Source organism: Clostridium sp. DFI.1.208, from assembly GCF_024463855.1.
Classification (GTDB): domain Bacteria; phylum Bacillota_I; class Bacilli_A; order Erysipelotrichales; family Erysipelotrichaceae; genus Clostridium_AQ.
In genome coordinates, this window is the sequence record NZ_JANGCA010000032.1 from 1 (window position 1) to 26,947 (window position 26,947).

27 protein-coding genes are annotated in these 26,947 nt (G+C 43.3%); all 27 read right to left on the reverse strand.

Going from position 1 to position 26,947, the window contains the following annotated elements; all coding sequences use genetic code 11:
- Window positions 1-401: 401 nt before the first annotated feature.
- Window positions 402-2,096, reverse strand: a complete 1,695-nt coding sequence (locus NE665_RS15430) for a proline--tRNA ligase (protein ID WP_117442754.1) — start codon at window positions 2,094-2,096, stop codon at window positions 402-404.
- A gap of 86 nt (window positions 2,097-2,182) precedes the next feature.
- The gene (locus NE665_RS15435; RefSeq protein WP_117442755.1) at window positions 2,183-3,412 is read right to left on the reverse strand and encodes a U32 family peptidase; all 1,230 of its coding nucleotides are present in this window, start codon (window positions 3,410-3,412) and stop codon (window positions 2,183-2,185) included.
- Between the two features lie 8 nt (window positions 3,413-3,420).
- Window positions 3,421-4,314, reverse strand: a complete 894-nt coding sequence (locus NE665_RS15440; RefSeq protein WP_117442756.1) for a U32 family peptidase — start codon at window positions 4,312-4,314, stop codon at window positions 3,421-3,423.
- A gap of 313 nt (window positions 4,315-4,627) precedes the next feature.
- Window positions 4,628-5,410: a helix-turn-helix transcriptional regulator gene (locus NE665_RS15445; RefSeq protein ID WP_117442757.1), complete on the reverse strand. Its 783-nt coding sequence runs from the start codon at window positions 5,408-5,410 to the stop codon at window positions 4,628-4,630.
- Window positions 5,411-5,644: 234 nt separating this feature from the next.
- The gene (locus NE665_RS15450) at window positions 5,645-6,010 is read right to left on the reverse strand and encodes an ACT domain-containing protein (RefSeq protein ID WP_117442759.1); all 366 of its coding nucleotides are present in this window, start codon (window positions 6,008-6,010) and stop codon (window positions 5,645-5,647) included.
- A 24-nt stretch (window positions 6,011-6,034) separates the two neighbouring features.
- Window positions 6,035-6,598 carry a YdeI/OmpD-associated family protein gene (locus NE665_RS15455; protein WP_117442760.1) on the reverse strand — a complete coding sequence of 188 codons (564 nt, stop codon included), beginning with the start codon at window positions 6,596-6,598 and terminating at the stop codon, window positions 6,035-6,037.
- A gap of 38 nt (window positions 6,599-6,636) precedes the next feature.
- Window positions 6,637-7,149 carry a GNAT family N-acetyltransferase gene (locus NE665_RS15460; protein WP_178759960.1) on the reverse strand — a complete coding sequence of 171 codons (513 nt, stop codon included), beginning with the start codon at window positions 7,147-7,149 and terminating at the stop codon, window positions 6,637-6,639.
- Window positions 7,146-7,658 carry a GNAT family N-acetyltransferase gene (locus NE665_RS15465; RefSeq protein WP_117442762.1) on the reverse strand — a complete coding sequence of 171 codons (513 nt, stop codon included), beginning with the start codon at window positions 7,656-7,658 and terminating at the stop codon, window positions 7,146-7,148. Before NE665_RS15465 ends, NE665_RS15460 begins: the two co-directional genes overlap by 4 nt.
- The gene (locus NE665_RS15470; RefSeq protein WP_117442763.1) at window positions 7,633-7,896 is read right to left on the reverse strand and encodes a hypothetical protein; all 264 of its coding nucleotides are present in this window, start codon (window positions 7,894-7,896) and stop codon (window positions 7,633-7,635) included. Before NE665_RS15470 ends, NE665_RS15465 begins: the two co-directional genes overlap by 26 nt.
- Before the next feature lie 13 nt (window positions 7,897-7,909).
- Window positions 7,910-8,704, reverse strand: a complete 795-nt coding sequence (locus NE665_RS15475) for an inositol monophosphatase family protein (RefSeq protein WP_117442764.1) — start codon at window positions 8,702-8,704, stop codon at window positions 7,910-7,912.
- Window positions 8,689-9,549: a PHP domain-containing protein gene (locus NE665_RS15480; RefSeq protein ID WP_233104713.1), complete on the reverse strand. Its 861-nt coding sequence runs from the start codon at window positions 9,547-9,549 to the stop codon at window positions 8,689-8,691. Before NE665_RS15480 ends, NE665_RS15475 begins: the two co-directional genes overlap by 16 nt.
- Window positions 9,507-10,208, reverse strand: coding sequence for a phosphonate C-P lyase system protein PhnL (phnL, locus tag NE665_RS15485; RefSeq protein ID WP_117442766.1), 702 nt, complete (start codon window positions 10,206-10,208; stop codon window positions 9,507-9,509). Before phnL ends, NE665_RS15480 begins: the two co-directional genes overlap by 43 nt.
- Before the next feature lie 4 nt (window positions 10,209-10,212).
- Complete coding sequence (locus tag NE665_RS15490) at window positions 10,213-10,821, reverse strand: chloramphenicol acetyltransferase (RefSeq protein WP_117442767.1); 609 nt, start codon at window positions 10,819-10,821, stop codon at window positions 10,213-10,215.
- A gap of 2 nt (window positions 10,822-10,823) precedes the next feature.
- A complete protein-coding gene (gene phnM, locus NE665_RS15495) occupies window positions 10,824-11,993 on the reverse strand; it encodes a phosphonate metabolism protein PhnM (protein WP_117442768.1) in 1,170 nt (389 codons plus the stop codon).
- Window positions 11,994-12,003: 10 nt separating this feature from the next.
- Window positions 12,004-12,846 (reverse strand): ATP-binding cassette domain-containing protein, encoded by an 843-nt coding sequence (locus tag NE665_RS15500; RefSeq protein ID WP_117442769.1) that lies wholly within the window; start codon window positions 12,844-12,846, stop codon window positions 12,004-12,006.
- Complete coding sequence (locus NE665_RS15505; protein WP_117442770.1) at window positions 12,846-13,694, reverse strand: alpha-D-ribose 1-methylphosphonate 5-phosphate C-P-lyase PhnJ; 849 nt, start codon at window positions 13,692-13,694, stop codon at window positions 12,846-12,848. The genes NE665_RS15500 and NE665_RS15505 overlap by 1 nt, the downstream gene beginning before the upstream one ends.
- On the reverse strand, window positions 13,678-14,787 hold the full coding sequence (locus NE665_RS15510; RefSeq protein ID WP_117442771.1) for a carbon-phosphorus lyase complex subunit PhnI: 1,110 nt from the start codon (window positions 14,785-14,787) through the stop codon (window positions 13,678-13,680). The genes NE665_RS15505 and NE665_RS15510 overlap by 17 nt, the downstream gene beginning before the upstream one ends.
- A gap of 4 nt (window positions 14,788-14,791) precedes the next feature.
- On the reverse strand, window positions 14,792-15,370 hold the full coding sequence (gene phnH, locus NE665_RS15515) for a phosphonate C-P lyase system protein PhnH (protein ID WP_117442772.1): 579 nt from the start codon (window positions 15,368-15,370) through the stop codon (window positions 14,792-14,794).
- 10 nt (window positions 15,371-15,380) lie between these two features.
- Window positions 15,381-15,803 carry a phosphonate C-P lyase system protein PhnG gene (phnG, locus tag NE665_RS15520; protein WP_117442773.1) on the reverse strand — a complete coding sequence of 141 codons (423 nt, stop codon included), beginning with the start codon at window positions 15,801-15,803 and terminating at the stop codon, window positions 15,381-15,383.
- A 202-nt stretch (window positions 15,804-16,005) separates the two neighbouring features.
- Entirely contained in the window at window positions 16,006-16,755 is a 750-nt protein-coding gene (locus NE665_RS15525; protein WP_117442774.1) for an AAA family ATPase, read from the reverse strand.
- A 965-nt stretch (window positions 16,756-17,720) separates the two neighbouring features.
- A complete protein-coding gene (locus NE665_RS15530) occupies window positions 17,721-19,127 on the reverse strand; it encodes a family 1 glycosylhydrolase (RefSeq protein ID WP_178759961.1) in 1,407 nt (468 codons plus the stop codon).
- The gene (locus NE665_RS15535; protein ID WP_117442776.1) at window positions 19,120-20,478 is read right to left on the reverse strand and encodes a PTS transporter subunit EIIC; all 1,359 of its coding nucleotides are present in this window, start codon (window positions 20,476-20,478) and stop codon (window positions 19,120-19,122) included. The genes NE665_RS15530 and NE665_RS15535 overlap by 8 nt, the downstream gene beginning before the upstream one ends.
- 105 nt (window positions 20,479-20,583) lie before the next feature.
- Window positions 20,584-21,423: a PRD domain-containing protein gene (locus NE665_RS15540; protein ID WP_117442777.1), complete on the reverse strand. Its 840-nt coding sequence runs from the start codon at window positions 21,421-21,423 to the stop codon at window positions 20,584-20,586.
- A 5-nt stretch (window positions 21,424-21,428) separates the two neighbouring features.
- Complete coding sequence (locus NE665_RS15545; RefSeq protein WP_117442778.1) at window positions 21,429-21,881, reverse strand: PTS glucose transporter subunit IIA; 453 nt, start codon at window positions 21,879-21,881, stop codon at window positions 21,429-21,431.
- 495 nt (window positions 21,882-22,376) lie between these two features.
- Complete coding sequence (locus NE665_RS15550; RefSeq protein WP_117442779.1) at window positions 22,377-23,804, reverse strand: glycoside hydrolase family 1 protein; 1,428 nt, start codon at window positions 23,802-23,804, stop codon at window positions 22,377-22,379.
- 9 nt (window positions 23,805-23,813) lie between these two features.
- Window positions 23,814-25,649 carry a beta-glucoside-specific PTS transporter subunit IIABC gene (locus NE665_RS15555; protein WP_117442780.1) on the reverse strand — a complete coding sequence of 612 codons (1,836 nt, stop codon included), beginning with the start codon at window positions 25,647-25,649 and terminating at the stop codon, window positions 23,814-23,816.
- Window positions 25,650-25,655: 6 nt separating this feature from the next.
- Complete coding sequence (locus NE665_RS15560; protein WP_117442781.1) at window positions 25,656-26,501, reverse strand: PRD domain-containing protein; 846 nt, start codon at window positions 26,499-26,501, stop codon at window positions 25,656-25,658.
- Window positions 26,502-26,947: the final 446 nt, after the last annotated feature.

The following is a 26,947-nucleotide window of genomic DNA, read 5'->3' on the forward strand; positions in this document are numbered from 1 at the left end:
GTCATCAAAAAATTCAATATATCCTTCAAAATATACAAAAAAAGACAATTTCATTTCGAAAATTGCCTATATACAATAAAAAGCCTATGTCCTTACGAAAAGGTATAGGCTTTTGTCAACAATCTGACATATACTCTGTATATGCTTATATGATTCCTATCCGATATAGAAAGCGAATCTCCTGCCTTACCTCAAAATATAAAGCCGCCTGCTCCCTCTGCTTTCCCTTTACAGACGGCTGTCTTTTCATGCCAGGTGATTTCCATCCCTCTTTCTATAAGCGCCGCGCATAGCTGATTACGCACACCCCCGCAGGTCTGTGCCAGATCCTTTTAGAAAAAAGTCCGAATCCCTTCGAACTTTCTCATGATAGATCCAAGCTGTCTGAAAGCCTGCACTTTTTATTTCTGTAATTCCTTCTTCACCAGTGCAACGACTTCATCCAGAGCTACATCGCTGTTTTCAGCAGCTGTTCTCGCACGGAATTCCACATTGCCGTCCTTGATTCCTCTGCCGACGGTGATGCGGTATGGGATTCCGATCAGCTCCATATCCTTGAACTTCACCCCCGGACGCTCCTTGCGATCATCCAGTAAAACGTCGATGCCTTCGTTTTTCAATGCTTCATACAGCTCCTTACCGATGCGCATCTGCTCATCATCCTTACTGGACACAACAACCACAGCGACTGTAAACGGCGCCACACTTGCCGGCCAGATAATACCGGATGCATCGTTGTGCTGTTCCACGATTGCCGCCATACAGCGTTCCAGACCAAAGCCATAGCAGCCCATTTCCACAGGATGAAGCTTATTGTTGACATCCTGATATTCCAGACCAAGCGCCTTTGCATATTTGGTACCCAGCTTGAAGGTGTTGCCAACCTCGATTCCCTTGCAGAATTTCAATGGCTTGCCGCAAACCGGACAGATATCTCCTTCATGAACCTGTGCGATATCCGCTACCATTTCTACAGTGAAATCCTTCAGATTCACATTCTTGATATGATGATCGGATTTGTTTGCACCGACGATAAAGTTTTTCATATTTGCCACTTCTCGATCCATGATGATGGGACATTCCAGACCAACCGGACCGGCAAAGCCAACCCTTGCATGGGTGACGCGCTCCACCTCATCGAAGGATGCAAGCTCCATTTCATTTGCCTGTAACAGCTTCAGCACCTTTGTTTCATTCAGCTCACGATCTCCCTTTAACAGGAATGCCATCGTCTTACCATCTACCGAATAAATCAGTGTTTTCACAAAATCACTGACAGCTTTGTGGAAGAAGGCCGCAACATCCTCGATTGTTTTCGCATCCGGTGTTTCCACGATTTCCATCGCCAGCTCTGCGGCATCTGAGGGCTTGCTGGTATCGATAACCTCTGTGATTTCCAGATTGCTGGAGAAGTCACAGCCCTCACAGGTCACCACGACATCCTCACCGATTTCGGTGATTGCCTGAAATTCCTCAGACAGAGAACCACCCATAGCCCCGGTATCTGCTTTCACAATCTTATACTTCAAATCGCAGCGATCCATAATATTTTTATAGGCATTAAACATTTTCATATACGATTCCTGCAGACCTGCTTCATCGATATCAAAGGAATAGGCATCCTTCATGATAAATTCCCGTACACGAATCAGACCATAGCGCGGTCTTGTCTCATCACGGAATTTTGTCTGAATCTGATACAGGTTGTAAGGAAAATCCTTATAGGAGCTTCCCTTCATCATCGCCGCCATCGTGAACAGCTCTTCATGCGTCGGTCCCAGCACATAGTTTTTCTGGTAGCGGTCCTTCAATGCAAACATATTGGAGCCAAAGGCCTCACGACGTCCGCTTTTCTCATAGATTTCTTCCGGAATCATGGCAGGCATCAGCAGCTCCTGTGCACCTGCGGCATCCATTTCCTCACGTACGATTTCCTCAATCTTTTTCAATACGCGCTTCCCCATCGGCATAATCATATAGATTCCGCTGCTGCTCTTTTTGATCATTCCGGCACGCACCAGCAGATTTCCGCTTGTACTGTCTTCATCCTTCACGTTTTCACGCAATGTATAAAAATACGAATTACTCAGTTTCATAATCTTCTCTCCTCTTAGTATCCTTCCTAAACTCTGCGATATCCTGCATTTCCTTTATACGGTAATCCTCTGCACACATGCGCCCTTTAATATATGCCGGAGCGATCCCTTGTCACGACCTTGCGGATCATGGCATCCTTTTCCAGACGCAGAGGAACGTGTGTTCTGATTTTCTGCATCGGTGTTCTGGCAACCTCCAAAAGATTTCCATCCATATCATAAAGCTCCTGCAATTCAAAACGCGTGGTAGAAAGATTCGGTCCGAAGACCTCCGCAGGGATATGGGCGCGGAAGTTGTTGCGCACCTCCAGCGTAGCCATACCGCTTGCTTCCTCATAGTCCAAAACATAGGCGATAAATTCCTGTGTGACACCGGCTCCATTGACACCGTACAGGTGTGCGTGATATGTCGGCATCCCCTCATAAAAGCCGCACCCGGTGGGTCGGTTTTCCGCCTTTGCCAATTCATTATAATACCATTCCATACGTTTGTCACTCAGTCTTCCGCCTTCCGCATAGATTTCATCAATCAGCATGCGATAGGTTTTGATCAGAGTAGCGATGTAATACGCACTCTTCATGCGCCCTTCAATTTTCAAGCTGGCAATCCCGGCTTCTATCAAATCCGGAATATATTTCGCAGCCATCAAATCCTTGCTGGACATGGAGAATAAGTCCTGTTCATCATGCAGTGGACGATTCCCCTCATACAGACGATACTTCCAGCGGCAGCTCTGTGCACAGCCTCCGCGGTTGGCATCCCGGCCTGTCATGTTGTTACTGAGTACACAGCGTCCCGAATAGGAAATACACATACCGCCATGGATGAATACCTCCAGTGGAACCTTCGTCTGTGCAGCACTTGCTTTGATTTCCTCTAACGTAACCTCACGTCCCAGCACAACACGATCCATGCCCTTTTCCTTCCAGTAATTTGCTGCACTGGAATTGGTGGAGGAATGCTGGGTGCTCACATGAACCTCCAGCTTCGGCGCCCATTTTTTGGCACACATCATAATACCCGGAGACGCTGCGATAATCGCCGTTACACCGATTCGCTCCAGCTCCATCAGATATTCCTTTAATCCGTGTAAATCCTCTTCATGGGGAAGCATATTCACGGTCACATGCACATGGGCACCATGCTCCCTCGCAAAAGCAACACCCTGTGCGATTTCCTCTAAGCCAAAATTGCTGGCACGGGAGCGCAGAGAAAACTGTTTTCCTCCCAGATAAACAGCATCCGCACCATACAAGACTGCGATTTTCAGACGCTCCAGATCACCTGCCGGAGCGAGTAATTCTATCTTCTTCAAGCTCTCACCTACTTTACCTTGCTTGTTTTCGTATAATAGAAGCCATGACTTACATGATCCGCTTCATATTTCTTTTCATATTCCTGATATGTCTGACGGGCATTTCGCTTTCCCTCCAGCACTTCCTGATACAGGCGAAGTGCTTCGCATACATAGTCGATATCATGAAAGATACCGTCAATGCGAAAATGCCGTATCCCTGCTTCATACAGCTCCTGAATTTCTTCAAAGGAAGCCAGTGTAAATCCGGTAAACACATGCGTACCAAGCGCATCCTCAACAATCGGCATATGATCATCCCGTGTTTCTTCCATCAAATACAGCTGATGATTGTCCTGAACCGGCTCCTTTTTTCCCAGAAAATCCATATAGGCAGTCAACAGCTTTCGTTTGGAATGCATCATATTCAATCTGCCGTGAAGGATCACCTCACACTCTCCCTGCACATCCCGTGCAATCCCGCACATTTCCTGCAGGGTGATTTCCTTGGAAATCGTCGCCATGCGAATGCCTTCCTCCAGATAATACTGCATATCCATGGCATTGGTTATCAGGGTATCCGGGTTATAGATCAGCCGGTCCTTCATATCCAGACGCTGTGCCTCATAAAGAACACCCTCATCCCCGTAATAGATGCCCTCCACATCCAGCTGCTTCAAAAGCTTCAGAAAATCACGCAGCGCATCCAGCTCTTCCTCCACAAAAATGCGGTTAACCAGAACATACATATGAACCTGACACCGGATACACTCCGCCTTGATATCCGCCAGCTTTTCTATTGGGAAACAGACAGCTCCTCTTGCCGAGAAAAACGGTACTGCGATAAGAACACTCTGCGCACCTGCCGTCTGAAGTTTTTGTATATCACCAAACGCAAATGGTGTTGCGATGAAATCAACCATATCGTCACCTTTCCTTCATGTGTCCTATGTAAAAAGCACACGTAACACTGCTTTTTATTATAATATATTCTGTACAGAAAAGGTAGGGAAAACATATTTTTCAAACAAAAAACCGCTTTCCCATGCAATGCATACAGAAAAGAGAACCGATTTCTCTAGCAAGGAAATCGGTTCCATATAGTAAGTGCTTTCGGCACGTTGAAGCGATCACTTTCTAAAGGAAAATCCTGCATTGCGCAAGCACGCATACAGAAACAGCGCGCAAAACAGCACATCCCCTTTATACAGCGCAAACATGTATGCAGTAAACACGTCACATCTGCTCAATTTTTGTACGTACTTTCTTCCTGAGTTTAAACAGCAGACGCCTCGTGTATTTCTCGTTTTCCACAAGCTGCTCATAGGCGTCCAGCATTCCTGCGGTATACACAAATCCCAGAAGTCCTGCACCCAATCCCAGAAAAACAAACGCATGTAGTTCACTCCATGGAAGGTAACCGCGCACGGTAGCCGCCAACGCAACAATTCCCGCAACAAACAGGATACAGCAGGGAATGGCTACAATACCATATTTTTTCCGCTGTGCCTGATATTCCCTACAAAGCTCTTTTCTGTATTCATAATCAAACAGCAATACCTCCTGCTTCAACACGGCATAAACATCCTGATCATGAAACATACCGACGACAACAGCACAGATTCCAAGGAAGATAAATATCCCCATACCTAACAAGCGCCAGGAGGAGTGCTCTGGAAACATACAATAGGGAATCCCTGCCAGCGCCCAGAACATAAAGCCCAAAGCGATGCATCTGCTTACTCTGCTTTCCTTCATCAGATATCCCTGCGCCATCTCCCTGCTCACATAATAGCCCTTTTCCTCTGTATCCGTTTTCAGCCTATCATCCTTTAATAGATAATCTACAGACACGCCGAATATATTTGACAGCTGCAACAGCTTTTCCGTTTCCGGATAGCCCTGATTATTCTCCCATTTGCTGATTGCCTGTCGGCTTGTTTTCATCTGCTCTGCCAGCGCCTCCTGTGACAGTCCCGTTTCCTTTCGCAGCTTGTACAGCTTTTCTCCTAAATTCATAAACCCGCCTCCTTGTGATTTGTCAGATACATCATAGCAAATCCATCTGTTATCTTCCATAACTTTTCGCATGCACTTGCGCAACGCTGCGTTGCATTCCTGTTACATGCGTCCCCTTGCCTATAGAAAAAGCCTTGCCAATAGAAAACGACAGGGCTTTTCACGACCGCGATGAGCATATGCCTGAAAGTGAAATATTTATTTCCTTTTGTTTCTAAATCTCAAGTAGCAATATCAAGTGATACGATATCCCGAAGCAGCAAGTATTCTCATAGCATTTGTAAAATGCTCCTCCTTCATCAGGATATAATCAGTATTATAGGTGGAAATGGCAAAGATGCCTATGCTGTTTTTCGCAAGCAGCGCTGAAATCTCAGACAGGATACCAATCAGTGAAAAATCCAGGATTCCCTGTATACGAAATGCCTTCCAGTGATCCTCACGGGCAACGGTATTCTTCGGCACATCCTCCTGCAAACAGACAAGGGAATTTTCCTCATCTGTTTTCCCGATAAAGCAGTAGGTGCTGTCCCTATTCACCATGGAATAGTCTTCTACCTTACATACAGAAAAGCTCTCCTCCAGTTTCTTTAGCTCCATAACGCCTCCTTATTTTGTCTCTCATTACATCGGCTTCAGATTTTGTTTTAGCCGCTCGATCATCCATGCAAGGCGCCGGCTGCGGCCCGCTTCCGTTTTGGCATCAAAATAAGCACGGGTATATGTTTTTTTCACCGAGGCGGACATATTCTGAAAATTGTTGTATGCCTGCGGATGTTCCTTTAGCAATTCCCCCACTGCTTCGATCTGTTCATCGCTGATTGCAGAGGGATGAGCGGCACGATCCCATTGTCCGTTCTTTTTCGCCTCTTCAATTTTTCTGCGTCCGTACTCTGTCATGGCACCACACCGTTCCAGCTCCTGAACCAGTGCCTTGTTTTTCTGTGACCATTTACTACCGGCTCTTCGCTGTGCAAAATACTTCTTATAGGATGTATCGTCCAGCTTCTTCATAACGCCGTCAATCCAGCCAAAGCAAAGTGCCTCCAGCAAAGCATCCTTTGCGGACAGTGTTTCCACTTCCTTTGTTTTGCCAAATTCCAGCCAGACACCTTCACTGCTTGTGCAGTTTTCTAAGAGCCAGTCTCTGAATGCCTGCCGTGTTTTAAATCGCAATAGCTCACTCATGCATACCCTCCGTTCTAAGCTGCTGTTATCGGATCGCATTACCGAAACAGGGCTTTTTCATAGCCCACTTCCTGCAATGTCAAAGCATCGTCGATGATTTCATGGTAGATGCCTCTTGCCCGGATGAATCCATTTTTTTCATACAGCCGTATTGCCGGGGTATTATCCTCCACCACAAACAACCGTAAAGCATCCGCCTGTCTGGCTTTTGCACACTGCATTGCGGCATTGACTGCCACACTTCCGATTCCCTTTCCCATCGCATTCACCTGCACACCGAGCCGCTCAAGATACAGTGCTTTTTGTCCCGCAAGCTGCCATATAACCTGCTGTGCTCCCTCACTTTGCTCGCATAAGGCGAAGGCAGCCAATAGTTGTGTATCCTCCTGCAGGACATACAGGCGCTCCTGTTTGATATCCGTTGGAAAACAGATGCAGGGATACACGTCATCCCATATACAGATTTGCTGTGCATACATGTGCGCAATGATTGCTTCATACATTTCCTGCAGCTGCGCTAAATCCTGCTGCACTGCTTTTCTTATTCTCATAGAGCGCCTTCCTGTGACGTGCACGCTGTATTTTGCCGCAGTGATCTTACCATGATGTATTCCTCCTCGCTTTCCCTATATACGCGAAAGCCGCAGGCTGTGTACAGCTTAACAGCGTAGTTCTCCTTCTGAACAGCAAGAGAAACCTGTTCATAGCCATGCTCCTGCAACAGCTTTAACATCGCCTGCAACAGCGCCGTGCCAACACCCTTTCCCCGATATTCCTTATACAGGGCGATAGCAAGGGATGGCGTTTCATTATCTATATACCCGTAATCCTCCATGATGCGTGCCCATACAGCGCCTGCAATTACACCTTCTACTTCCGCAAATAGACCGAAGTCTCCTGTTTGCTTTCCAAAGTCCTGAACGTATACCTGCAGCTGGGGATCCGCAAGAATATCTCTGGAAGGGGGCTGCATGCCTGAAGGGACAAATATTGCTTCATACAGAAAATTTGATAACAGGGCGGCGTTGGATGCATCAATTTCCATCATTCGTAAGTTCATATGCTCCTCTTTCTCTGCTATAGACTGCACTTCTGGCTGCTATGGTGCTGCCTGCTTTTTTGCTTTTCGGTTTTATACCGTCCGCATGCAGCAATACCGCTATGCTTATTATAACAAAATCCCGGTTGCCAAAGAAGCCCCATAAGGAAGCAAAGAAAAAAAGTGCCGCAGGATCCTGATGGATCGGGCACCTGCCGGCGTTGGCAATGCGTTTTCTTCTATTGCTTTCCTGCAGCACGCGCTTTGCTTCTTTACTTTCCGTTTTTGTGCAGTGTCGGTTCCTTTTTCTGGAGGTATTTCGTTTCCACCATGGTAATCAGCGATCTGCGGTTTGCGAATATAGCAAACGCTCCGGTGGTAGTAAAAAAGGAATTTTGAATGCTGTAGGCCCCCTGTACCTCCTCCAGTATGATTGCCGCTGCCGCATAGTCCCAGCATTTCACATGGGCAGACAGATACAAATCGCTCAATCCCTGCGCGATATGCACAATGCTCAGGGATGCACAGCCCAGATAGCGGTGGGCGCGGAATTCATCCTGCATGGTGAGCGGATCACAGCCATAGGTTCTTTTTATATAACCCAGAACATGCATACCGGCATCCAGTATACACTCCTTCGTCTCTTTTTTGCGCAGCGGTGCCATCTGTTCTTTGTTTTTCCATGCCCCTTTGCCATGAACACCCAAAAACAGCTCATCCCGCATAACATCGTATACGATGCCGAAGACCGGCTGCTTCTTATGATAATAAGCAAGAGAGATTGCGAAATCCCGATGCTGGCTTACAAAATTTGTCGTTCCGTCAATCGGATCCAGTATCCACAGGTGGTCACCGCTTTCCCTTACACGCTCTTCTCCCAGAACGCTGTGTGTCGGAAATCGCTCTTTCAATGCATGGTGAATCTGTTCCTCCATGCTGCGGTCATATTCGGTTACCAGATCCTGAAAATCTGTTTTATATTCCGGTGTCACCGTGGATACCCTGCGCAGCTGTTCACCACAGGCTCTTACCAGCTCGATTGCAAATTCAATTACATCCTGCTGCATACACTCACATCCTCATCCTTCATAAAGGGATTCACCTGCCCCAGCGCCGGCTCCTCGCCATAGCGCCCATGGGTATCACTGCCCCCTGTCTCTATCAGCTTATACCTTTTTGCGATGGCATGCAAGTCATCCACCTGCTTTTGTCCATGTGAGCTGTGCCAGGTTTCGATGCCGTCCAGTCCGATCTGGACATATTCGGGTATGGATGCTGTGACGCGCGAGGAATAGGGATGCGCCAGAACAGCGATTCCCTGATCCTTGTGAATGGCACGAATAGCCGCTTCTACAGAAACAAAGGCGGCAGGACATACACAGATTCCATTGTTCTTGAACAGCTTTCGGTAGACATCGGAGTATATGGCATCACTGTAGCCGTGCCGCATCATGACGTCCATGATGTGCTGCTTGTAGATGGCAGTTGCCTGCTGGGCCGTGCGCTTTACCTCCTCCATGGTGAGCTGATAGCCATGATCGATCAGCTGCTGCACCTGCCATAAGGAAATGCTGTTTCGCTGGCGCAAAGCGGCTTCACAAAGGGCATCCACATGCGGTGTCGCTTCTCCAAAGCCATAGCCGAGAATATGCACCTGCCGTTTTGCGACATGATCATAGGCACTGATTTCTATCCCCTTGATGAGCGTACAAGGCAGTGTATCGTATGGAATGTGCTGATATGCCGCAAAGGTATCATGATCCGTTATGGAAATCATCTGCATGTGGCTTTCCCCGGCAAGGCTGAGAATCTGCGCCACAGTGAGTGAGGAGTCACTGCAAGCGCTGTGAATGTGCAGATCGACATGATTCATGCCATCATCCCCTTCTGCATATTGTACTCCCGATCGCACAATCCCTCCATGAATTCCAGATCATGAAAGATGCCGAGCATGGTCGTTCCCTCCTGCTTCAGCTGTTCAATCAGATCGCGGACCTTTTGCTTGCTGGAATTATCCAGACTGGCTGTCGGCTCATCCAAAAGCAGCAGACGCGGCTTCTTTACCATGGCGGCAGCGATGTTCAGGCGCAGCTTTTCCCCTCCGGAAAAGGTATTGGGATACATGTCCCAAAGTGCCGGCTCCAGCTCGAAATGCTCCAGCATGTCCTTCGCCCTGTGACGGGCCGTCTCCTCATCCGCTCCCATTTCCAAAACCGCATGTTCAATGATCTGCCGTGCTGTCGTACGCGGCATAATGCGCAGAAACTGGGAAACATAGCCGATTTCCTGCTTGCGTAGATAAATCATTTGTCGCTCACTCGACTGACAGAGGTCTATCAGACCAAATTTTTCACTGTCGTAGAGTATTCTTCCCTTCTGCGGCAGATTCGTTCGATAGATGCCCTTTAGAATCGTTGATTTCCCACTCCCGCTCTTTCCCGTAATGCCGATGAATTCCCCTTTCGCCAGCTTTAGGCTGATTCCCTTGCAGGCATGTATTTCACGCTTGCTGACGTGCATGGTAAAGCTTTTCTCCAAATCCTCAATGACCAGTAAGTCCTGTTTCAACATAAATTCACCCTTTCCTGTATTTGCGGATAAAGCTGTCGATATCTAATGAAAAATCATCGATTCGCCGGCGAAAGACATCATCGTCCCAGTTCCACCAGGCGATATCCAAAAGGGCAGCAATCTGCTCGCGGTTAAAGCGAAAGCGCAGAATCCTTGCAGGAACCCCTGCAACGATTGCATATGGCGGGACATCGTGTGTCACAATCGCTTGGCTGCCTATTACGGCACCATGTCCGATGTTCACACCTGCCTCCAGCAGTGCGCCATGCCCGATCCATACATCATGTCCGATTTCTGTCAGTGTGCTTCTGCGCTGCTCGAAAAATGCTTCATCATCCGTATCCTTTACCCCGTACATCCTGCGCCGGTAGGTGATATGATGGGTTGTTGGTCGCTGCATGGGATGCTGCGTTGCTCCGATGCGGACATTTCTTGCGATATCCACAAAGCTGTGAATGATCGTGTTTTGTATCATCGCATACGGCTCGCAATAGGAATATTTGCCAAAGGAGCTGTTTTCAATGACGCTGTGTGCACCGACTTTATTATATATAGAAAAGCTCACCTGGTTTAGCTCTACATCCTGTTCGATGGTTACTTCTTCGCTTAGCATAGCTACACCCGGTAATGGTTCTGTGCGATGCACATACCGTCCACAAAGACCTCGGTAATCGCCGGCAGCTCATTGGGCAGGGTACGGATAATCAGCAGGTCGGCTTTTTTCCCTTTTTCAATGGAACCGTAGTCCTGATCGATGCCGGTAGCTCGTGCCGGGTGTATGGTCACCTTGTTCACCATGTCCTCCAGACGCTGTCCCTGCTTTGTCATCTGGAATACGGCATGCAGAAGACTCGCCGGATAATAATCACTGCACAAGATATCCGCAGCATCCTGTGCGATAGCATCCGCCGCATTCATATTTCCGGAATGACTGCCGCCCAGCAGAATATTCGGTGCCCCAACAACGGTGTACATACCGCGTTTTTTTGCTTCCCTGGCTACCTCCAGCGTAATCGGAAATTCCGATATGGTTGCCCCGAAATCCTGTACCACCTCCAGCTTTTCAATCGTATCATCATCATGTGAGGCGATGGAGATTCCCTGTGCCTTTGCAAGTGCAGCCGCCTTTCGGATATTCTCTAGTGTCAGCTTGTCGCTGCTCATGCGGCGCGCCACCTCTTCCTCCACCTCCGCCTCACTCATGCTTTTGACATTGCGGATATAGTTTTTGTATACCTCGATATTGCGGTATTGTCCCTGCCCCGGTGTATGATCCATGAAGGATAGGAGGTGAACACGTTTCTGTCGCAGATAGTCCAGCATCAGTCCAAACTGCTTCTGATTGTCGATTTCAAAGCGCATGTGGAAGCGGTGATGAATCAGATGCAGCTGGGTGTGGCTTTTTTCTATGATATCCGCCAGCTGTCTGACAAGCGTTGGACGCCGCATGGGGGAAGCACCGACTCCCTCCCAGATACTGACGGAATGAAACATGGTGGTTATGCCATGGGTACAGCACTCCTTTTCAAATTCATATACAGCCAGCTCCATATCCATGATGCTGCTGGGGCGCGGTGCCGCCATGGCCTCGATATGATCCGAGTGCATATCAATGAAGCCGGGTGTGATATATCCCCCATAGGCGTTGTACACCTCCTCAATGCGCATAGAGGTAAGCTCAGCTTGTGGAACGATATCAGAAATACGCTCCTTTTCAATCAGCAGGGCGTGATCCTTTAAGACGCCATGCTCCTGTACGATGTTTCCATTTATGATTGCAATCATGATGTTCTCCTTATAATAGTGAATATACAAGCTGCTGCGTATAGGGATGCTGTGGGTCCTCCATGACCTGATCGGTCAGTCCCTGCTCAATAATCTTTCCATCCAGCATAACGATCGTTCGATCCGCCAGCATGCGGATCACGCCCAGATCGTGCGACACCACAAGCATCGATACGCCCAGCTCCCGCTGTATCTTTTTAATCAGGTCCAGCACATTTGCCTGTACGGATAGATCCAGCCCTGTTGTGACCTCATCCAGCAGAAGGATAGGCGGATTGTTGCTGAGAGCCTTGGCGATCTGAACACGCTGCTGCATGCCTCCGGAGAATTTTTTCGGCTCCTCCTTCATGCGGTGCACCGGTATTTTCACGGCGTTCAGCAGCTCCGTTCCACGCTCGCTCATCGCCTTTACATTGCGGTTTCCTGCCGCAAGCAGCTTTTCGGCGATGTTGCCCATGCTGGAAAAATTCATTTTCAATCCGAGATAGGGGTTCTGATACACCATACCAAGCACGTGATTGCGAATATAGCGCTGCTGCTGGGCAGTGAGTGCAAAGATATTGGCAGCTCCGTTTTTGTACGTACGTATCGTACAGCTGCCGCCTGTCACCGCCTGATCAAAGTACAGGCACTGCATCATCGTGGACTTGCCACTGCCGCTTTCTCCGACCACACCGAGAATTTCCCCGTCATATACCTCAAAGCTGATATCCCGGCAGGCATATACGGTTCCGCATTTCGGACAATAGTTTCCCTGCAGCTTTGCAGAATGGCTGCGGCAATGCGGACAGCCCTCTCCAAAGCGTTTATTGAGATGCGATACGCGCATCAGCGGCACATCGTTATAGTCCATTATGCTTCCCTTCCTTTCGCATTCAGGCGCTCCAGACACTGGCTGGTATCGTTGCACTGATAGCTGACACTGCCGTTTGCTTCATCGATGATTTCATCCAGATACACATGCGTCGCTTTGCAAAGCCGGCAGCATTTCCCCTGAAAATCCTCTGTCTCAAAGGGATGATCCGCAAAGTCCAGAGATACGACCTCCGTATAGGGAGGAATCGCGTAAATTTTCTTTTCCCGTCCGGCACCCAGAAGAATCAGTGCCTCATTTTTCATCATTTTCGGATTGTCAAAACGCGGGATGGGAGAGGGAGCCGTCACATAGCGGTTGTTTACGAGTACCGGATGATCCGCCCCCATGGTTACGCGTCCGTATTTCATAATCTGTTCAAAGAGCAGCAGCCATGCCCCGGTATATTCCTTTTCGGCGTGCAGCCGTTTGGTCACACGCTCACTTGGTTCATATTCCCGCAGCGGTTCGGGTGTCGGGACCTGCAAAACCAGAAGCTGATCTTTTTTGAGCGGCACCTCCGGTATGCGGTGGCGTGACTGAATGAGGGTTGCTTCATCCGTATGCGTGGTCAGCGCTACTCCTGTGGTAGCCCTGATCAGGTTTTTGATACTGATGGCATTGACGCTTTCATCACTCCCCTGATCGATTACCTTAACGACATCGGATGGTCCGACCAGGGAAAGACTCAGCTGAAGACCGCCAGTTCCCCAGCCTCTGGCAATCGGCAGCTCTCTGGATGCAAAGGGCACCTGATAGCCGGGAATACAAATTGCTTTCAGTGATGCTCTGCGGATTTCCCGCTTACTGCCTTCATCGAAAAAGGCGAAATTATATTTCTTTTTCATCGGCCTGTTCCTTCTTTGTTTTTCTCATACTGTTCAATTTGGATTGGAATGTGACATAGTGGGGAAGCTTTAGGTGCGATATAAAGCCGGTAGCCTCCACTGCGTCGATATGGTACAGCACGAATTCCTCGTCGTTGACCGCAAAGCTTTTATCCTCGCTTTCCAGACATGTATCCAGAATGCTCATGGCGATTGCCTTGGTTTCGTTTTGCCCCATGGTGATTCCATAGCCGACCTTAAATTCCAGCTCCTTTTCCCCATTCGCATTGGTCATGGTAACCGGAATCAGACTCTCTACCTCCGTAACCTTAATTTCTCCGATGTAATAGGCATCCTCATAATGCTCCGGCTGCATGGGATCTGGAACAGTGATCGGCAGCATCCCCACACGAAGCTCCCCTACCGTCGGATGCACAACACCATAGCCGCGCAGGGAAGCATAGCCCAGTGCGGTCACCGCCTGCGTCATTCCTCTGCTCAATATCTGCAGACGCTCGCTTCGCTGTGTGGGAAAGCTGAGCATTTGCTTGGTGGCATCCTTGGGAATGCGGTTGTCGTTTTCCACTGCTGGCAGAAGTCCCTCCCTGCGCAGATAGTCGCTGACTCTGGGAAGGCGCAGGTCTGTTTTCTCTGTACTGCATTCCTCACTCAGAAACTCCTCCACATACTGCTTCAGCTCCTCTTCGCGTTCCTGCAAAAGATCAAAACCAAGCAGGCGGTGCACATAATCATAGCTTGTTCCCAAAAGCTGTCCCTGCGGGATATCCTTAAAGGCTGCGGAGATTCTGCGTTCCACCTCCATATCCTGACTGTCGATGATATGGGAGTAATACTTGCGCGGCAATGTGGAGCGATAGCTTCGCAGCAGAAATACCGCCTCCTCCATACTGCCCTCTCCCTGCTTGATAGCAAGTGCGGCAAGCGCGGGATCGTACAGACTGCCTTCACTCATTACCTGATCCACCAAAAGCCGCATGCCCTGTTCGATCTGCTCAGCACTGGCACCGGCCCCCTTCCTGACCCGTTCATATGTTAATCGGCGCAGACTTTCCTCGATTGCCTGCTCACCGCCCTTTACTGCAACATAAGCCATTGTCTTATCCCCTTTCCACCTGTGTTGTTCTTGGCAGCGCCATACAGTTTGCATCCGCATCGATCAAAAGCATATCGAAGCCCAGAGGAAATTCCTCATTCACAAGGGAGCGGACTTCCACCCAGTCACCGTCTAACAAAGAAGCAATCGTATGTGTGTACAGTATGCCGGGACCGTGTAAGACAAGCTCGCCTCCCTCTTTCAAAGAATCACATTCCACCAGCAGCGTTGCCCCCAGATGCGGATCCTCGAGTGTTCCTATGTTTACCCTTCGCATGGTCTCACACAGCTGGTCCCTGTGCGCTTTCGTCACGATGACATGTGCTGCTGTTTCCAGCGTACAGCTGCGACAGTAGGTCAGCCTTGCGATGCTGTCTGTCAGCTGTTCCTCTCCTACTGCATGAAAGCTGGTATCCGCATCCAGCAGCATGTACAGCAGCACACTGGTAGCGGGGCTGCAATTCAGCGGAACCTCCAGCTTGTCCGCCTCCTGCTTCAGACTCACAATTTCACCGGGATAGGCGAAGGCATGGACTACCTGACGGTAGGCATGCTGTATATCAAATACCATATCAAAGTTCATATCGTTCTCCTTACACGTCCATCGTTTCAAACTTCACACGTGTTTTCAATATGCCTGCCACATGCCGCGCATAGGCAGCATCCTGTCGCTGCTTCTCCTGTGCAAGAGCCTTCTCCAGCTCCTCCACCCCCGGAAGTGCCGCATTGCATGCTGCATCGATCACAGCCAGATCATAGGATTTCTCCAGCTCATTTCCCTGAATCAGCCCGATGCCGATCACCGTCCTGCACTCCACTCTTGTTTCACTGACCAGCACCTCTCCCAGATAAAAGAGGGAATGCTGTGCGCTTTCTCGCATACGAAGCATGGTCAAAGCGTTTTTCGGTTCCTCAATAACATGAAACGGTTCCTGCTGTTCAAAATATTGTGCCCACTGTCTGAGAAATTCTTTGGAACAGTGTACCAGAATACGGGTTCGTTCTTTTCGTATCATAAGCTCCTCCTTGTTACGAATATAGCTTACCTTGTAGCCAAGAGAGGTTTGTTAAGCGCGTGTAAATGTTGTGTATGAAAATGATGAAAAAGGGGATAAAAAAAACATTTTGACCGTGGTATATCGATCAAAATGCCGATTTGTAAGAACAGATGGAGCAGGCAGCTGCTTTTGTGAGGCAGCTTGTACCGCTTTTTTCGATTCATTCCTCCAGCAGATAGCGAAGATAGCGTTCGGGCTGTTCAAGAAATCTTCTTGTCAGCTGGTAATGCTCGGTATCCTTATAAGAAACCTCCTGAATGCCTGCTTCTGAGAATTCCAGAAGCTTTGCATATGGATAGGTCATAAGAATCGGGGAATGTGTGGCTATGATAAATTGAGAGTTTTGTTGTACCAGTCTATGCACCTCTGCAATCAGTGTGAGGATGCGGGAGGGAGACAGGGCCGCTTCCGGCTCATCCAGCAGATACAGTCCGTTGCCGCCAAACCGATTGTGAATCAAAGAGAGAAAGCTCTCCCCATGGGATTGCTCGTGCAAGGATACACCGCCATAGCTGTCGATGATATGCCGGGAACGATCCGGATACCGGTCCAGCTCATCAATGTTGGAGGCGAGGTTGTAAAAGCTCTCAGCACGTAAGAAATAGCCGTCTTTTGGATAATCGCCTCTTCCCAGCTGTATATGCTCATAGAATGCAGAGTGAGAATCCTGCGTCGAAAAGGTGAAATTTCTGGTTCCTCCTTCCGGGTTAAAGCCGTAGGAAACAGCGATTGCTTCCAAAAGAGTGGATTTACCGGTACCGTTTTCTCCTACAAAGAAGGTAACGGGTGCATCAAAGGACAACCGGTCCAGCCTGCTCAGACAGCGAACCGCCGGCAGGTCTGCAAGATAGGAGTCCCCAGCAACCGGTGTTGCGATACGTACATTGGTGATATATCTGTTTTTGATCATATGCGTTCCTCCTGAGAATCCGATGGTTATAATCTGCATATCTTATGGGAATTCTGCATGCATACCTTGCATTTATCATAACATATACCAGACAGAATGTTCGCAGCCTAAGAAAAAAAAGAGCAAACCACCTATTAAACAAAGCACAAGAACAATACAAAATCATTCTATTAAGCCCTAGTTTAACAGACTATGCTGTGTCAGTTTATCAAGAATTCAAATGTGATCTTTTATTCATATTTATACTAAGTATTATATTGAAGACTTGTATGAATAATTCAAAGCGGTATGAATCGAAACCAATAGTACTCTTAGTACTTTTACCATGTACCATAATTCTTTTGCATATCTTGAGGCTTTTTTCAAAGCACAGGAATTACTGAAGGCATACCCTAAAAAAAATATCCAATTCTTTTTTGATGGTTTAGCTAATAAGCATAATCTTCATCTATTAAGGAGATTTTGACACTTACCCATATTTCACATCTTGAGGCAGAGTTTCACATTGATAGGAACTGATTCCAAAAAGAACAGCAAAAATAAATTTGGTATGGTTTTAGTGGTTTATTTTTCCATGTCGGAAACTTTAGAATCTGAAAATATGACAGAAGACCCAGCATAATAAATTAGTTGATATGATAAAAAAAACATACTGATAATACACGGCGGATATAAAAAGTCATATTAAGCAATACGATACAAGCATGTCAAGATAAGTGTATGAGTTTTTACTTATTTTTGAAGGCTAGTATATTAGCTTCTTTTTCTATTAAGCTCTCTATCCACAAAACAACTGTGGATGAAAAGAGCTCATCCACAGCATTAAGATTTATACAATGTCCAATTGTTCATTTTTTGTTACTTCCAAAGCAAATGCATGAGCAATCAAATGAAATAACCGTCTATCGACTCCTGATCTCCATAGCAAATATTCTATAGAATCATGTAACACAATAGTGTTTCCGCTAAAGTTCCTCTCCTTGCGAGGCAATGACTTTTTGATACCATTCAAACGATTTCTTTTTATAGCGAAGATTGCTTCCCTGACCTTTATTATTACGATCAACATAAATCAACCCATATCGTTTATCCATTTCGCCAGTCACTCCTGACACGATATCAATAAATCCCCAAACTAGATAACCCATCAGGTCTACACCATCTATTGTAACCGCGTCACGCGCTGCTGCTATATGCTCCCGCAAATACTCAATTCGGTAGTCATCGTTGATATAAGGTAGCTGCTTCGCATCATCTCTTGCACCGAGTCCATTTTCTACAATAAATAAAGGTAATTCATAGCGATCATAGAATTCATTTAATGCAATACGTAGTCCCATAGGATCAATTGACCAGCCCCATTGTGAGCTTTTAAGATAAGGATTGTTTTTCCCTTTAATATTTTGTATCAGATTTCCTTGTATATCCTCATCCTTTACCATACTGGATACATGTGATGAATAATAACTAAATGCAAGAAATTCGATACATCCCTTTTTTAAAATATTTTTTTCCTCTTCCTTTATATGCAATTGAATATCAAAGCGGTTAAGCTCCTTCCATTTATAAGAAGGATACTCTCCTCTGCACATTACATCGGCAAAAAAGATATTCCTATGTTTATCCTGAATAGATTGAAATACATCCTGAGGATCACAAGTGTAGGGATATGTATGACAATCCGTTACCATACCTCCCATAATAAAATCCGGATTGATTTTTTTAGCAGCACATACAACACTCGCATTTGCTAAAAGTAAATGGTAGGAGGCTGTTTCTTTCTCCTGCAGTGTCATGTTCTCCGCCGCTGCTGAAAACCACTCCACATAATTAATTGCATTGATTTCGTTTATGACAATCCAATACTTGATTTTATCCTTATAGCGGCAAAGAACAGTTTTTGCATATTTCAAAAACAAATCCACAGTTGTTCGATTTATCCATCCTCCATAATGTTCAGCAATATACAAAGGTGTATCTGAATGATGTATTGTAACAACTGGGGTAATATCGTTTTTGAGCAATTCATCAAACAAAGCATCATAATAAGCAAGTCCCTCTTCATTGGGCAATTCCTCAATACCATTAGGATAAATTCTTGTCCAATTAATCGATGTCCGCAGACATTGAATCCCCAGTTCCCTGAACAACTGTATATCCTGTGCATATGTGTGATAAAAATCGATTGCTGTATGACTGGGGTAATGTATATCATTTTCAATTTTATCATGGCGTTTTCGTGGTGTATTTTTATTCCCCGCCTCCGTCACATCGAAGATAGTCAACCCCTTACCACCAACATCATATGCTCCTTCAGACTGACTTGCACTGATGGCACCTCCCCATAAAAATCCATTTGGAAATCTAGACATGACGCTTTCCTCCATTTAATATATATGTAAGTATAAATGTAACAAAGAAAGAAATCATGACTGCAATGATTATCATAATAAGATTATTGAAGTTGCCATCTGAACCGATAAAGAGGGGCAGCGAAGGAAGACCTCCCACAAACCCATAAGCTTTTACTGACATGATACCTGCAAACAGCGCACCGCAGAAGCCTCCAACACATACAGAGAATAATGTTTTCTTATTACGAAGCGTAATTCCGAATAAAGCAGGCTCCGTTACACCGCAAACTGCACTTACTGCAATCGCTGCAGCATCTGCTTTTCTCTCCTTGGTTTTTTCTAGGAAAGCAGTTGCGGTTGCTGCCCCTCCTTCCGCAAGATTTCCTATAAATCCAGCAACCATCATAAGAGGATCAAAGCCTACGGTAGCAAAGGAAGTCATAACGAGCGGCATCAAGCTGTAATGCATCCCGGTAAATACCATTACAGGATAAAGAATGGCGATAATGGCAGGAGCTACCCACCCGGCTGTAGTTGATATCATGGATATGATTTCACTCAAGAAATTACCCAGTATAGAGCCAATAGGTCCTAAGAATAATAAAGTTCCAAGAACACCGGTTAGTAGAGTAACCATTGGAATGACTAAACCTTTTAAAATATCCGGTATAATGCGAATAAGGCCTTTTTCCACAAAGGACATCAATACTACGCCAAGAATCACAGGGAAAACGGTGGAATTATATGTAACTGTGGTAATAGATAGGCCGAATACAGACAAGCCTTCCACACCGTTAATCTCTGAATAACACAGTATAGCTCCCAACCCCATTCCTATAAATGGGTTCATATGCATTTTTGATGCAGAAGCATATCCTGCAAATATAGGCAAAAAATAAAATATTGCTGACTGAATTGCAGAAAATATAATATAGGTTGGATCCTCAGCCGATACCAGATGAAAAGAGGTCAATACAGCAAGTATTGCTGATATCATACCTGCGGCTATCAAAACGGGGATAAACATAACAAATGTACCTGATAAAACATCAAATACACAGTTCACAATGGCTTTTACTCCTGTTTTCTTTTGCTCCGGAATTGCTTCTGAAGCGGTTTCAACCAAAGTTAATAGCTTTATAAATTCATCATAAACATGAGATACACTGTTTCCAATAATTAACTGATATTGTCCACCTTTATCAGAAATTCCCATAACTCCATCGATATCCACGGCCTTTTTACGGTCAATAAGTTTTTGATCAATTAGATTCAGCCTTAGTCTGGTTGCGCAGTGTGTAACATTTGAAATATTCTTACTTCCTCCAACTGCTGCAAGTATTTCTACTGCCATTAATTCATAATTCATTTAAAAGTCCTCCTTCAGAATTTTTCACTATCCATAAGAGGTCTGGCCAGCCGGACTGTCACCATCCAATACGTTTATAACTCACCTCTTTTCATACTGCCTTTCCTATGAAGTCAGTTTTACTATATGTATTAGAAGATATAACTTCTCATCACTGCTGACATCGCAAATATAGCGAGTTCTGATAAGCCTTAGAACATCTTCTACACATGTATATTGTTTCTGATACTTTTGTTTCATCACCTCAAGAATGTCATTATTTCCGGGTTGCTCCTCTTTCATTTGTTTTTGAAAGCAGCGTTCTAGAAAATAACGCAGATGAAGAATGAAACGGTGATATAACAGATTATCCTGTAAGGTCTCCGGAAGATGAAAGCGCCTTGCAAGCATCTCATATATTTCAAAAATCAAATCTGTCACTTGATAGATATCATGGATTTCCATATTCATTTCTGCATTTACAATATGTAATGTAATAAAACTTGCTTCTTCCTCCTGTATATGCAGATCCAATTTACTCTTTATAATATCCACGGCTTTTAAAGCAGCCTGATATTCTTCAGGATATAAACGTTTTACATCCCACAAAACCAAATTGTCAAAACCAATTCCAATACTTAATCTTTCTGCAAGATTCGATAAATGATCCGTTAATGTGATATAAATAATATCATTCATAGAGTGTGAAAGTTCTTTTTTCAGCATATCAATAATGCACTCGCTTGTTTCGATAAAGTCAGTCGGAATCACCCTCAATATTTCATTATATCTTCTTTGTATTTCCTGGTTTTCTAATACAAAGCGCTGTTCAATTTTGTTATCCTCTACATAATCTCCAGCTGATTTACGATATGCAATCCCTTTCCCTTTTAATATTACTTCATTTCCGTTTTCATCCAATACACATACAGCATTATTATTCAAAACTCGTTTTATAATTTTCATAGCGTCTACTCCTGTACTGTCAGTAAATCATCCCCCGCTTCCACCATAGAACCATATAGAACCCCAATTTTGATTTCTTGAATATTGCTTGTAATAATCATCATCGTATCGATATCATAACCACCTGCTTTGATTTTATCTAAATCAAAGCCTAATAACCTGTCTTTTTTCAATACCTGCTGTCCTGCCTTTACATATGGTGTAAATCCATCACCGTTCAGTTCAACAGTATCAATACCCACATGAATTAGAATATCCTGTCCGCTGAACGTTCGTAATCCAATGGCATGACCGGTAGGAAACATCATTGTGATTTCACCATCGCAGGGAGCAATTACATTTCCTTCAATAGGTGCTATCGCTACACCGTCTCCCATCATTTTTGTCGCAAACACTTCATCCCTTACTTCTGTCAGATTTTTTACTGTCCCGCTGACTGGACTTGATAAAGATTCCATAAATACCTCCTAATAGCAATAAAGACCTGTTTACAGAACTAAAAAAGTTTCCGTAAACAGGTCTTGCTTGTCAATAACAATAACAAACCTAAACTTACAAAATCATACTAACATAGAGATAAACTGCTGTCAAGATTATCTTATTAAGAATTATTTCGGCCTGAATTAAAAAGAAAATCAATGGAAAATCGCCCAGTGAGTATCTTGAATTTCTAAATCCATCACTGATGAAGAAATTCTATGATTTTGAAATAGCCAAAATCGATAAAGACCACATCATACTGAAACCTTATCTTATCAAGAAATAGATAAGCAAGATTTGACTGTCAGCCTACACATCAACAATCTATAAAAAATGGAATTTAGTCACATATAGCCAATTTCGTTTACTTTCTATCCAACACTCCATATATATATTTTGAAACATCATATTCATACTCTTGGTCCTAATCATTCTATCAATAAAATCTGTTCAAATATAATGAACCGCTCATTCTAAATATTACCCGCATTGTTTTTTATCAGGCTTTTATACCAATAATATGAGTCTTTAGGTATTCGGGATAAATCACCAGAACCATCATCATATTTATCTACATATATAAAGCCATACCGCTTTCTCATTTCTCCTGTAGAAGCACTGATTAAATCTATGGGTCCCCACATTAGATAACCAAAACAATCAACTCCATCTTCAATTATTGCTTTTTTCATTTCACGTAAATGCTTTTCTAAATATTCAATTCGATAAGTATCATGGATTTTCCCATCATCACAAATTACATCCTCAGCACCTAATCCATTTTCACAGATGATGATCGGTTTCCTGTATTTTCTATCCAATAGATTTAACATATAGCGTAATCCAACAGGATCAATCGTCCACCCCCAGGATGATTTTTCTAAGTATGGATTAACATAACCACCAAAATATGATTTTTCATCCTCTTTATTTTCTTTTAATGTACTTACCTGACTCATATAGTAATTAAGCCCTATAAAATCGATGCTCCCATTCTGAAATGCCTTTTCATCTTCCTCCGTTATATCTAATGATATACCCATTTTTTTATATTCATTTAGTTTATAACGAGGAAACTCCCCCCAAGTCATTGCATCTAATTGATAAAAATCTCTGTATGTATCCTGAAATGCCAGAAATGCTTCATCTGGGTTGCATGATTTAGAATATGACGGTGATAATCCAAACACACACCCAACTTTACTATCTTTATCTAGTGAATGAATCAATTGTACAGCCTTTACAGATGCTAATGTCATGTTATAACCAATTGTAGCTAAGTCTTGCTTGCTATCTTGTAACTTCGTATATTCTACTCCAGCCAGCAAATACGTGAATAACTCAGATACTTCCGTTTGCGGGTCTAAATGATTCATCTCATTGAATGTTATCCAATATTTAACTTTACCTTGAAATCTATTAACTATTGTTCTAACATAGCGCAAATACAAATGTATTGTTTTTCTATCAAACCAGGAATTGTATTTCTTTGTCAATCCTAATGGCATCTCAAAGTGGTATAAGGTTATAATAGGTTCTATTTGAAACTTCAATAACTCATTTATAACTGACTCATAATATTCTAACCCCTTCTGATTTGGTTCATCTTCGTCACCATTAGGATAAATACGTGACCAGTCTATTGATAATCGAAATGCCTTAAATCCCATATTCGCAAACATCGCAATATCTTCCTTATAATGATGATAAAAATCAATTCCTTCATGCGATGGATAATATTTGCTACTTTGGATTTCTCGTGTTATTTCTCTGGGGATCGTGTAGCTTCCCCTTGTAACCATATCCATAACAGATAAGCCCTTCCCATCTAAATTATATGCACCTTCTGTTTGATGGGCAGCTATACTACCACCCCATAAAAATGTTCCATCTAGCTTCATACATACCTCCTACATGACTACTGTTAATAGCTCAGGTCTTGTACTATCCGGTTCAGATAAATTTGGTATAACTTCCAAGTAATCCTGCGTATTGGTGATTACAACGATTACTGTATTATCAAAACCTCTTTTTTCAATCTCTTTGAAATCCACTTTAATTAATGGTTCACCGATTTTAACTACATCACCTTGTTTTATAAGAGGTTGAAAACACTCACCTTGAAGTTCCACAGTATCGATTCCTATATGAATCAATACCTCAACGCCGTTCTCAGTTTTCATACCAATCGCATGATTTGTAGGGAAAAGAGTTTCTATTTTCCCTGTAACAGGTGCTTTAATAATATTATCAGATGGAATGATACCGATTCCCTTCCCCAGTGCGCCTGTTGAAAATGCTCTATCTTTAATTTGTGATAATGCTACTTTTTTCCCCGCTACTGGTATTGCAATTTCTTCTTTATTCAAAGAAAATTGTCCTTTCTTAGAGTCAACTTTTTCTTCAGTTTCCTTTTCTTGCTCCTTCGGAATCCATAAAATATAGCCAGCAATTACTGCTATAACGAAAGCAACAATAATCGCTGCAATCATAAAGTATAAATTATTATAATCATTTTGTCCTATAAAAGTTAAAATTCCAAACAATGTTGTCATTGCATATCCTTTTACACCAAGAATGCCTGCTACCAGACCACCTAATCCACCAGCAATCATAACAGCAATAAAAGGTCGGCGATATTTAACAAAAGCTCCAAATACAGCAGGCTCTGTAACTCCCATAAAAGCAGAGAATGTTACACCTGCAAAAAATTGCTTCTGCTCTGTCTTTTTTGATCGAAGAAAATAACCTAGCATAGTCCCACAAACAGCGATATCTGAAATTATAAAGGCAGGAGTAAATATTGGATCATACCCCAATGTTGTATATGAATTTAATATGATAGGCATTATGAAATTCGCTGCTCCTAGCATAATCAGTAGAGGCTGTAATGCCGCATACAATGCTAACATCAACCAATTTCCGAATGTATTTCCTATAAAATCAAATATAAATCCTAATCCATCACTTATCCATGAACCGATGGGACCGAATACTACTAAAGTGACAGGTAATACAATAAGCATCACAAGCATATATGTAAAGAAATAATCAAGTGATTTTGGCATAATTTTTTTAATGATTTTTTCTGTTTTCCCCATTAACCATAAACCAAGCAAGATAGGAATAAATGTATTTGAATACGTAATCGTTGGCAATCCATATCCGAATAGATTTAGCCCTTCAGCATTATTAATTGTGGATGATAATAATGTTACAGCTAAAAGAACTCCTAAGTAAGGGTTTGTCCCCAATCGTTTTGCAGCTGTCATCGCCATAAAAACAGGGAAGAAATAAAACATGGATACACGTACTGTATCAAATATAAGAAACGTTGAGCTCTCTGATGAAATTATTCCAGTCAAGGTTAGTAAAGATAATATACCTGCCATTAAACCGGCAACCATCATGACAGGAAATAAAGGTGTCATTGACTCTGATATCAAATTCATTATCCTATTGAATAAATTTTTATCAGACTTCCCTGCTTCTGATTTTGTATCTCCAAGCATTTGCATTAATTCAGGATGAATTTCCGATACCTCTGTACCGATTATGATTTGAAAAGAAACCTTATTTGACACAACATCAATCACTTGTTGAAGCCCTTTTATACCATTTTCATCAGCTTTATTATTATCAATAAGTGTAAATCTCAATCTTGTCATACAATGAGAGACTGATTTAATATTTTCTTTTCCACCTACTAGTTTGATAATGCTTTTACATAAATTTTCATATTTCATATTGAATTAATCCTCTCTTTCATTTCTTTGCGTAACACGATGAATATGCAGCATTAAATAAGTTTCTTCATCCTGTGTTAACATTCTATTAAATTGCTTCTTTAAAAAAACTTTGATTTTTTCAACACAGAGGAATGCTTGCGGATGTATAGAACGTACCTGCTTATATAATTCGTTATCTTCACTTGCGTAAATATCTCCGCTACTCATGCGCTGTGCAAAATATTGTAAATGTGTTACAAGTCGATTATAATTCATTGAATTCTCATCAAATTGAATTTGAAAATGTACGCGTATGATTGTCAGAATATCATTCACTGTTTCCATCGCTTTTATTACATCCTTGACATCAACTTGAGATTCTTGAAGATTTATAAAATGTAAAGCAATGGAAGTTGCTTCTCCTTCGGGAAATTCAATTCCAGTTTCCTTATGTATGATATCAAGTGCATTCATACCTACTTCATAATGTTTTGGATAAAACTTCCTAACTTCCCAAACAAGTGGGCTCTTAATGAACTGCTTATTTTTTGCTCTTTTCAATGCATAGTCAATATGATCCAATAAAGTTAAATATAAGTAATCATTTATTTTTTCATTGATATTCTTTTCTGCGTATTCAATAATCTTCAATGTAGCATCAATTATTTCTTGCTTCGTATTACTTAATAAATAACTAAAATTTTCCAAAACATCATTAGAATCCGGAACAAAAATCTTATCTATATCTTTTGACTCTATTGAGTCTCCTATTTTTTTACGGAAGGATACTCCTTTTGATACTACTATTATTTCTAATCTACCGCGTTGAACAAGCGCTACATTGTTGTTGAGAATTTGACGAATTTTCATAATAGCCTCCTTTCTACAAAAAGAAAACTCAAACCACAAGTAAAAAATGTGGTTTGAGTCTGCCTGAACATCAGTAACATACTCACTCTTTCATTCTGTCATCGAATGAAAGCGTTTCCTGTTTTGCAACATTATTTTATCATATATACTTCAGATGTCAATACATCTAAAGTGATTTTACAAATTTTTCAAGATAATCTGGTTACTATTCACCAATACTATATTAGAAGAGGAAGCCATCCTTCGATCATAAGAGAGATACTTTGATTTTTCATGAGTATCGATGAACGGCAGTTAGTATAATCACCTATATCGTTTGATTAAAGCAGTGATTTCCATTATAATGTTTTTATATATCTCTATAACAGAAAGGTATTATATGGCAGGAAAAACAATGGCAAGGATATTGAAAGCAGAAGCTCGATTACACATGAAAAAACGAATAA

Coding starts and splice junctions, on each gene's coding strand:
- NE665_RS15525 (WP_117442774.1), bottom strand. CDS start 16,755: ATGATCAAAAACAGATATATCACCAATGTACGTATCGCAACACCGGTT.
- NE665_RS15490 (WP_117442767.1), bottom strand. CDS start 10,821: ATGCTAAGCGAAGAAGTAACCATCGAACAGGATGTAGAGCTAAACCAG.
- NE665_RS15535 (WP_117442776.1), bottom strand. CDS start 20,478: ATGAATTATGAATTAATGGCAGTAGAAATACTTGCAGCAGTTGGAGGA.
- NE665_RS15465 (WP_117442762.1), bottom strand. CDS start 7,658: ATGAACTTACGAATGATGGAAATTGATGCATCCAACGCCGCCCTGTTA.
- NE665_RS15510 (WP_117442771.1), bottom strand. CDS start 14,787: ATGGCTTATGTTGCAGTAAAGGGCGGTGAGCAGGCAATCGAGGAAAGT.
- NE665_RS15430 (WP_117442754.1), bottom strand. CDS start 2,096: ATGAAACTGAGTAATTCGTATTTTTATACATTGCGTGAAAACGTGAAG.
- phnH (WP_117442772.1), bottom strand. CDS start 15,370: ATGAACTTTGATATGGTATTTGATATACAGCATGCCTACCGTCAGGTA.
- phnM (WP_117442768.1), bottom strand. CDS start 11,993: ATGATTGCAATCATAAATGGAAACATCGTACAGGAGCATGGCGTCTTA.
- NE665_RS15540 (WP_117442777.1), bottom strand. CDS start 21,423: ATGAAAATTATAAAACGAGTTTTGAATAATAATGCTGTATGTGTATTG.
- NE665_RS15445 (WP_117442757.1), bottom strand. CDS start 5,410: ATGAATTTAGGAGAAAAGCTGTACAAGCTGCGAAAGGAAACGGGACTG.
- phnG (WP_117442773.1), bottom strand. CDS start 15,803: ATGATACGAAAAGAACGAACCCGTATTCTGGTACACTGTTCCAAAGAA.
- NE665_RS15440 (WP_117442756.1), bottom strand. CDS start 4,314: ATGGTTGATTTCATCGCAACACCATTTGCGTTTGGTGATATACAAAAA.
- NE665_RS15505 (WP_117442770.1), bottom strand. CDS start 13,694: ATGAAAAAGAAATATAATTTCGCCTTTTTCGATGAAGGCAGTAAGCGG.
- phnL (WP_117442766.1), bottom strand. CDS start 10,208: ATGTTGAAACAGGACTTACTGGTCATTGAGGATTTGGAGAAAAGCTTT.
- NE665_RS15550 (WP_117442779.1), bottom strand. CDS start 23,804: ATGAAGCTAGATGGAACATTTTTATGGGGTGGTAGTATAGCTGCCCAT.
- NE665_RS15500 (WP_117442769.1), bottom strand. CDS start 12,846: ATGGACTATAACGATGTGCCGCTGATGCGCGTATCGCATCTCAATAAA.
- NE665_RS15455 (WP_117442760.1), bottom strand. CDS start 6,598: ATGAGTGAGCTATTGCGATTTAAAACACGGCAGGCATTCAGAGACTGG.
- NE665_RS15460 (WP_178759960.1), bottom strand. CDS start 7,149: ATGAGAATAAGAAAAGCAGTGCAGCAGGATTTAGCGCAGCTGCAGGAA.
- NE665_RS15560 (WP_117442781.1), bottom strand. CDS start 26,501: ATGAAAATTCGTCAAATTCTCAACAACAATGTAGCGCTTGTTCAACGC.
- NE665_RS15530 (WP_178759961.1), bottom strand. CDS start 19,127: ATGTCTAGATTTCCAAATGGATTTTTATGGGGAGGTGCCATCAGTGCA.
- NE665_RS15475 (WP_117442764.1), bottom strand. CDS start 8,704: ATGCAGCAGGATGTAATTGAATTTGCAATCGAGCTGGTAAGAGCCTGT.
- NE665_RS15450 (WP_117442759.1), bottom strand. CDS start 6,010: ATGGAGCTAAAGAAACTGGAGGAGAGCTTTTCTGTATGTAAGGTAGAA.
- NE665_RS15545 (WP_117442778.1), bottom strand. CDS start 21,881: ATGGAATCTTTATCAAGTCCAGTCAGCGGGACAGTAAAAAATCTGACA.
- NE665_RS15555 (WP_117442780.1), bottom strand. CDS start 25,649: ATGAAATATGAAAATTTATGTAAAAGCATTATCAAACTAGTAGGTGGA.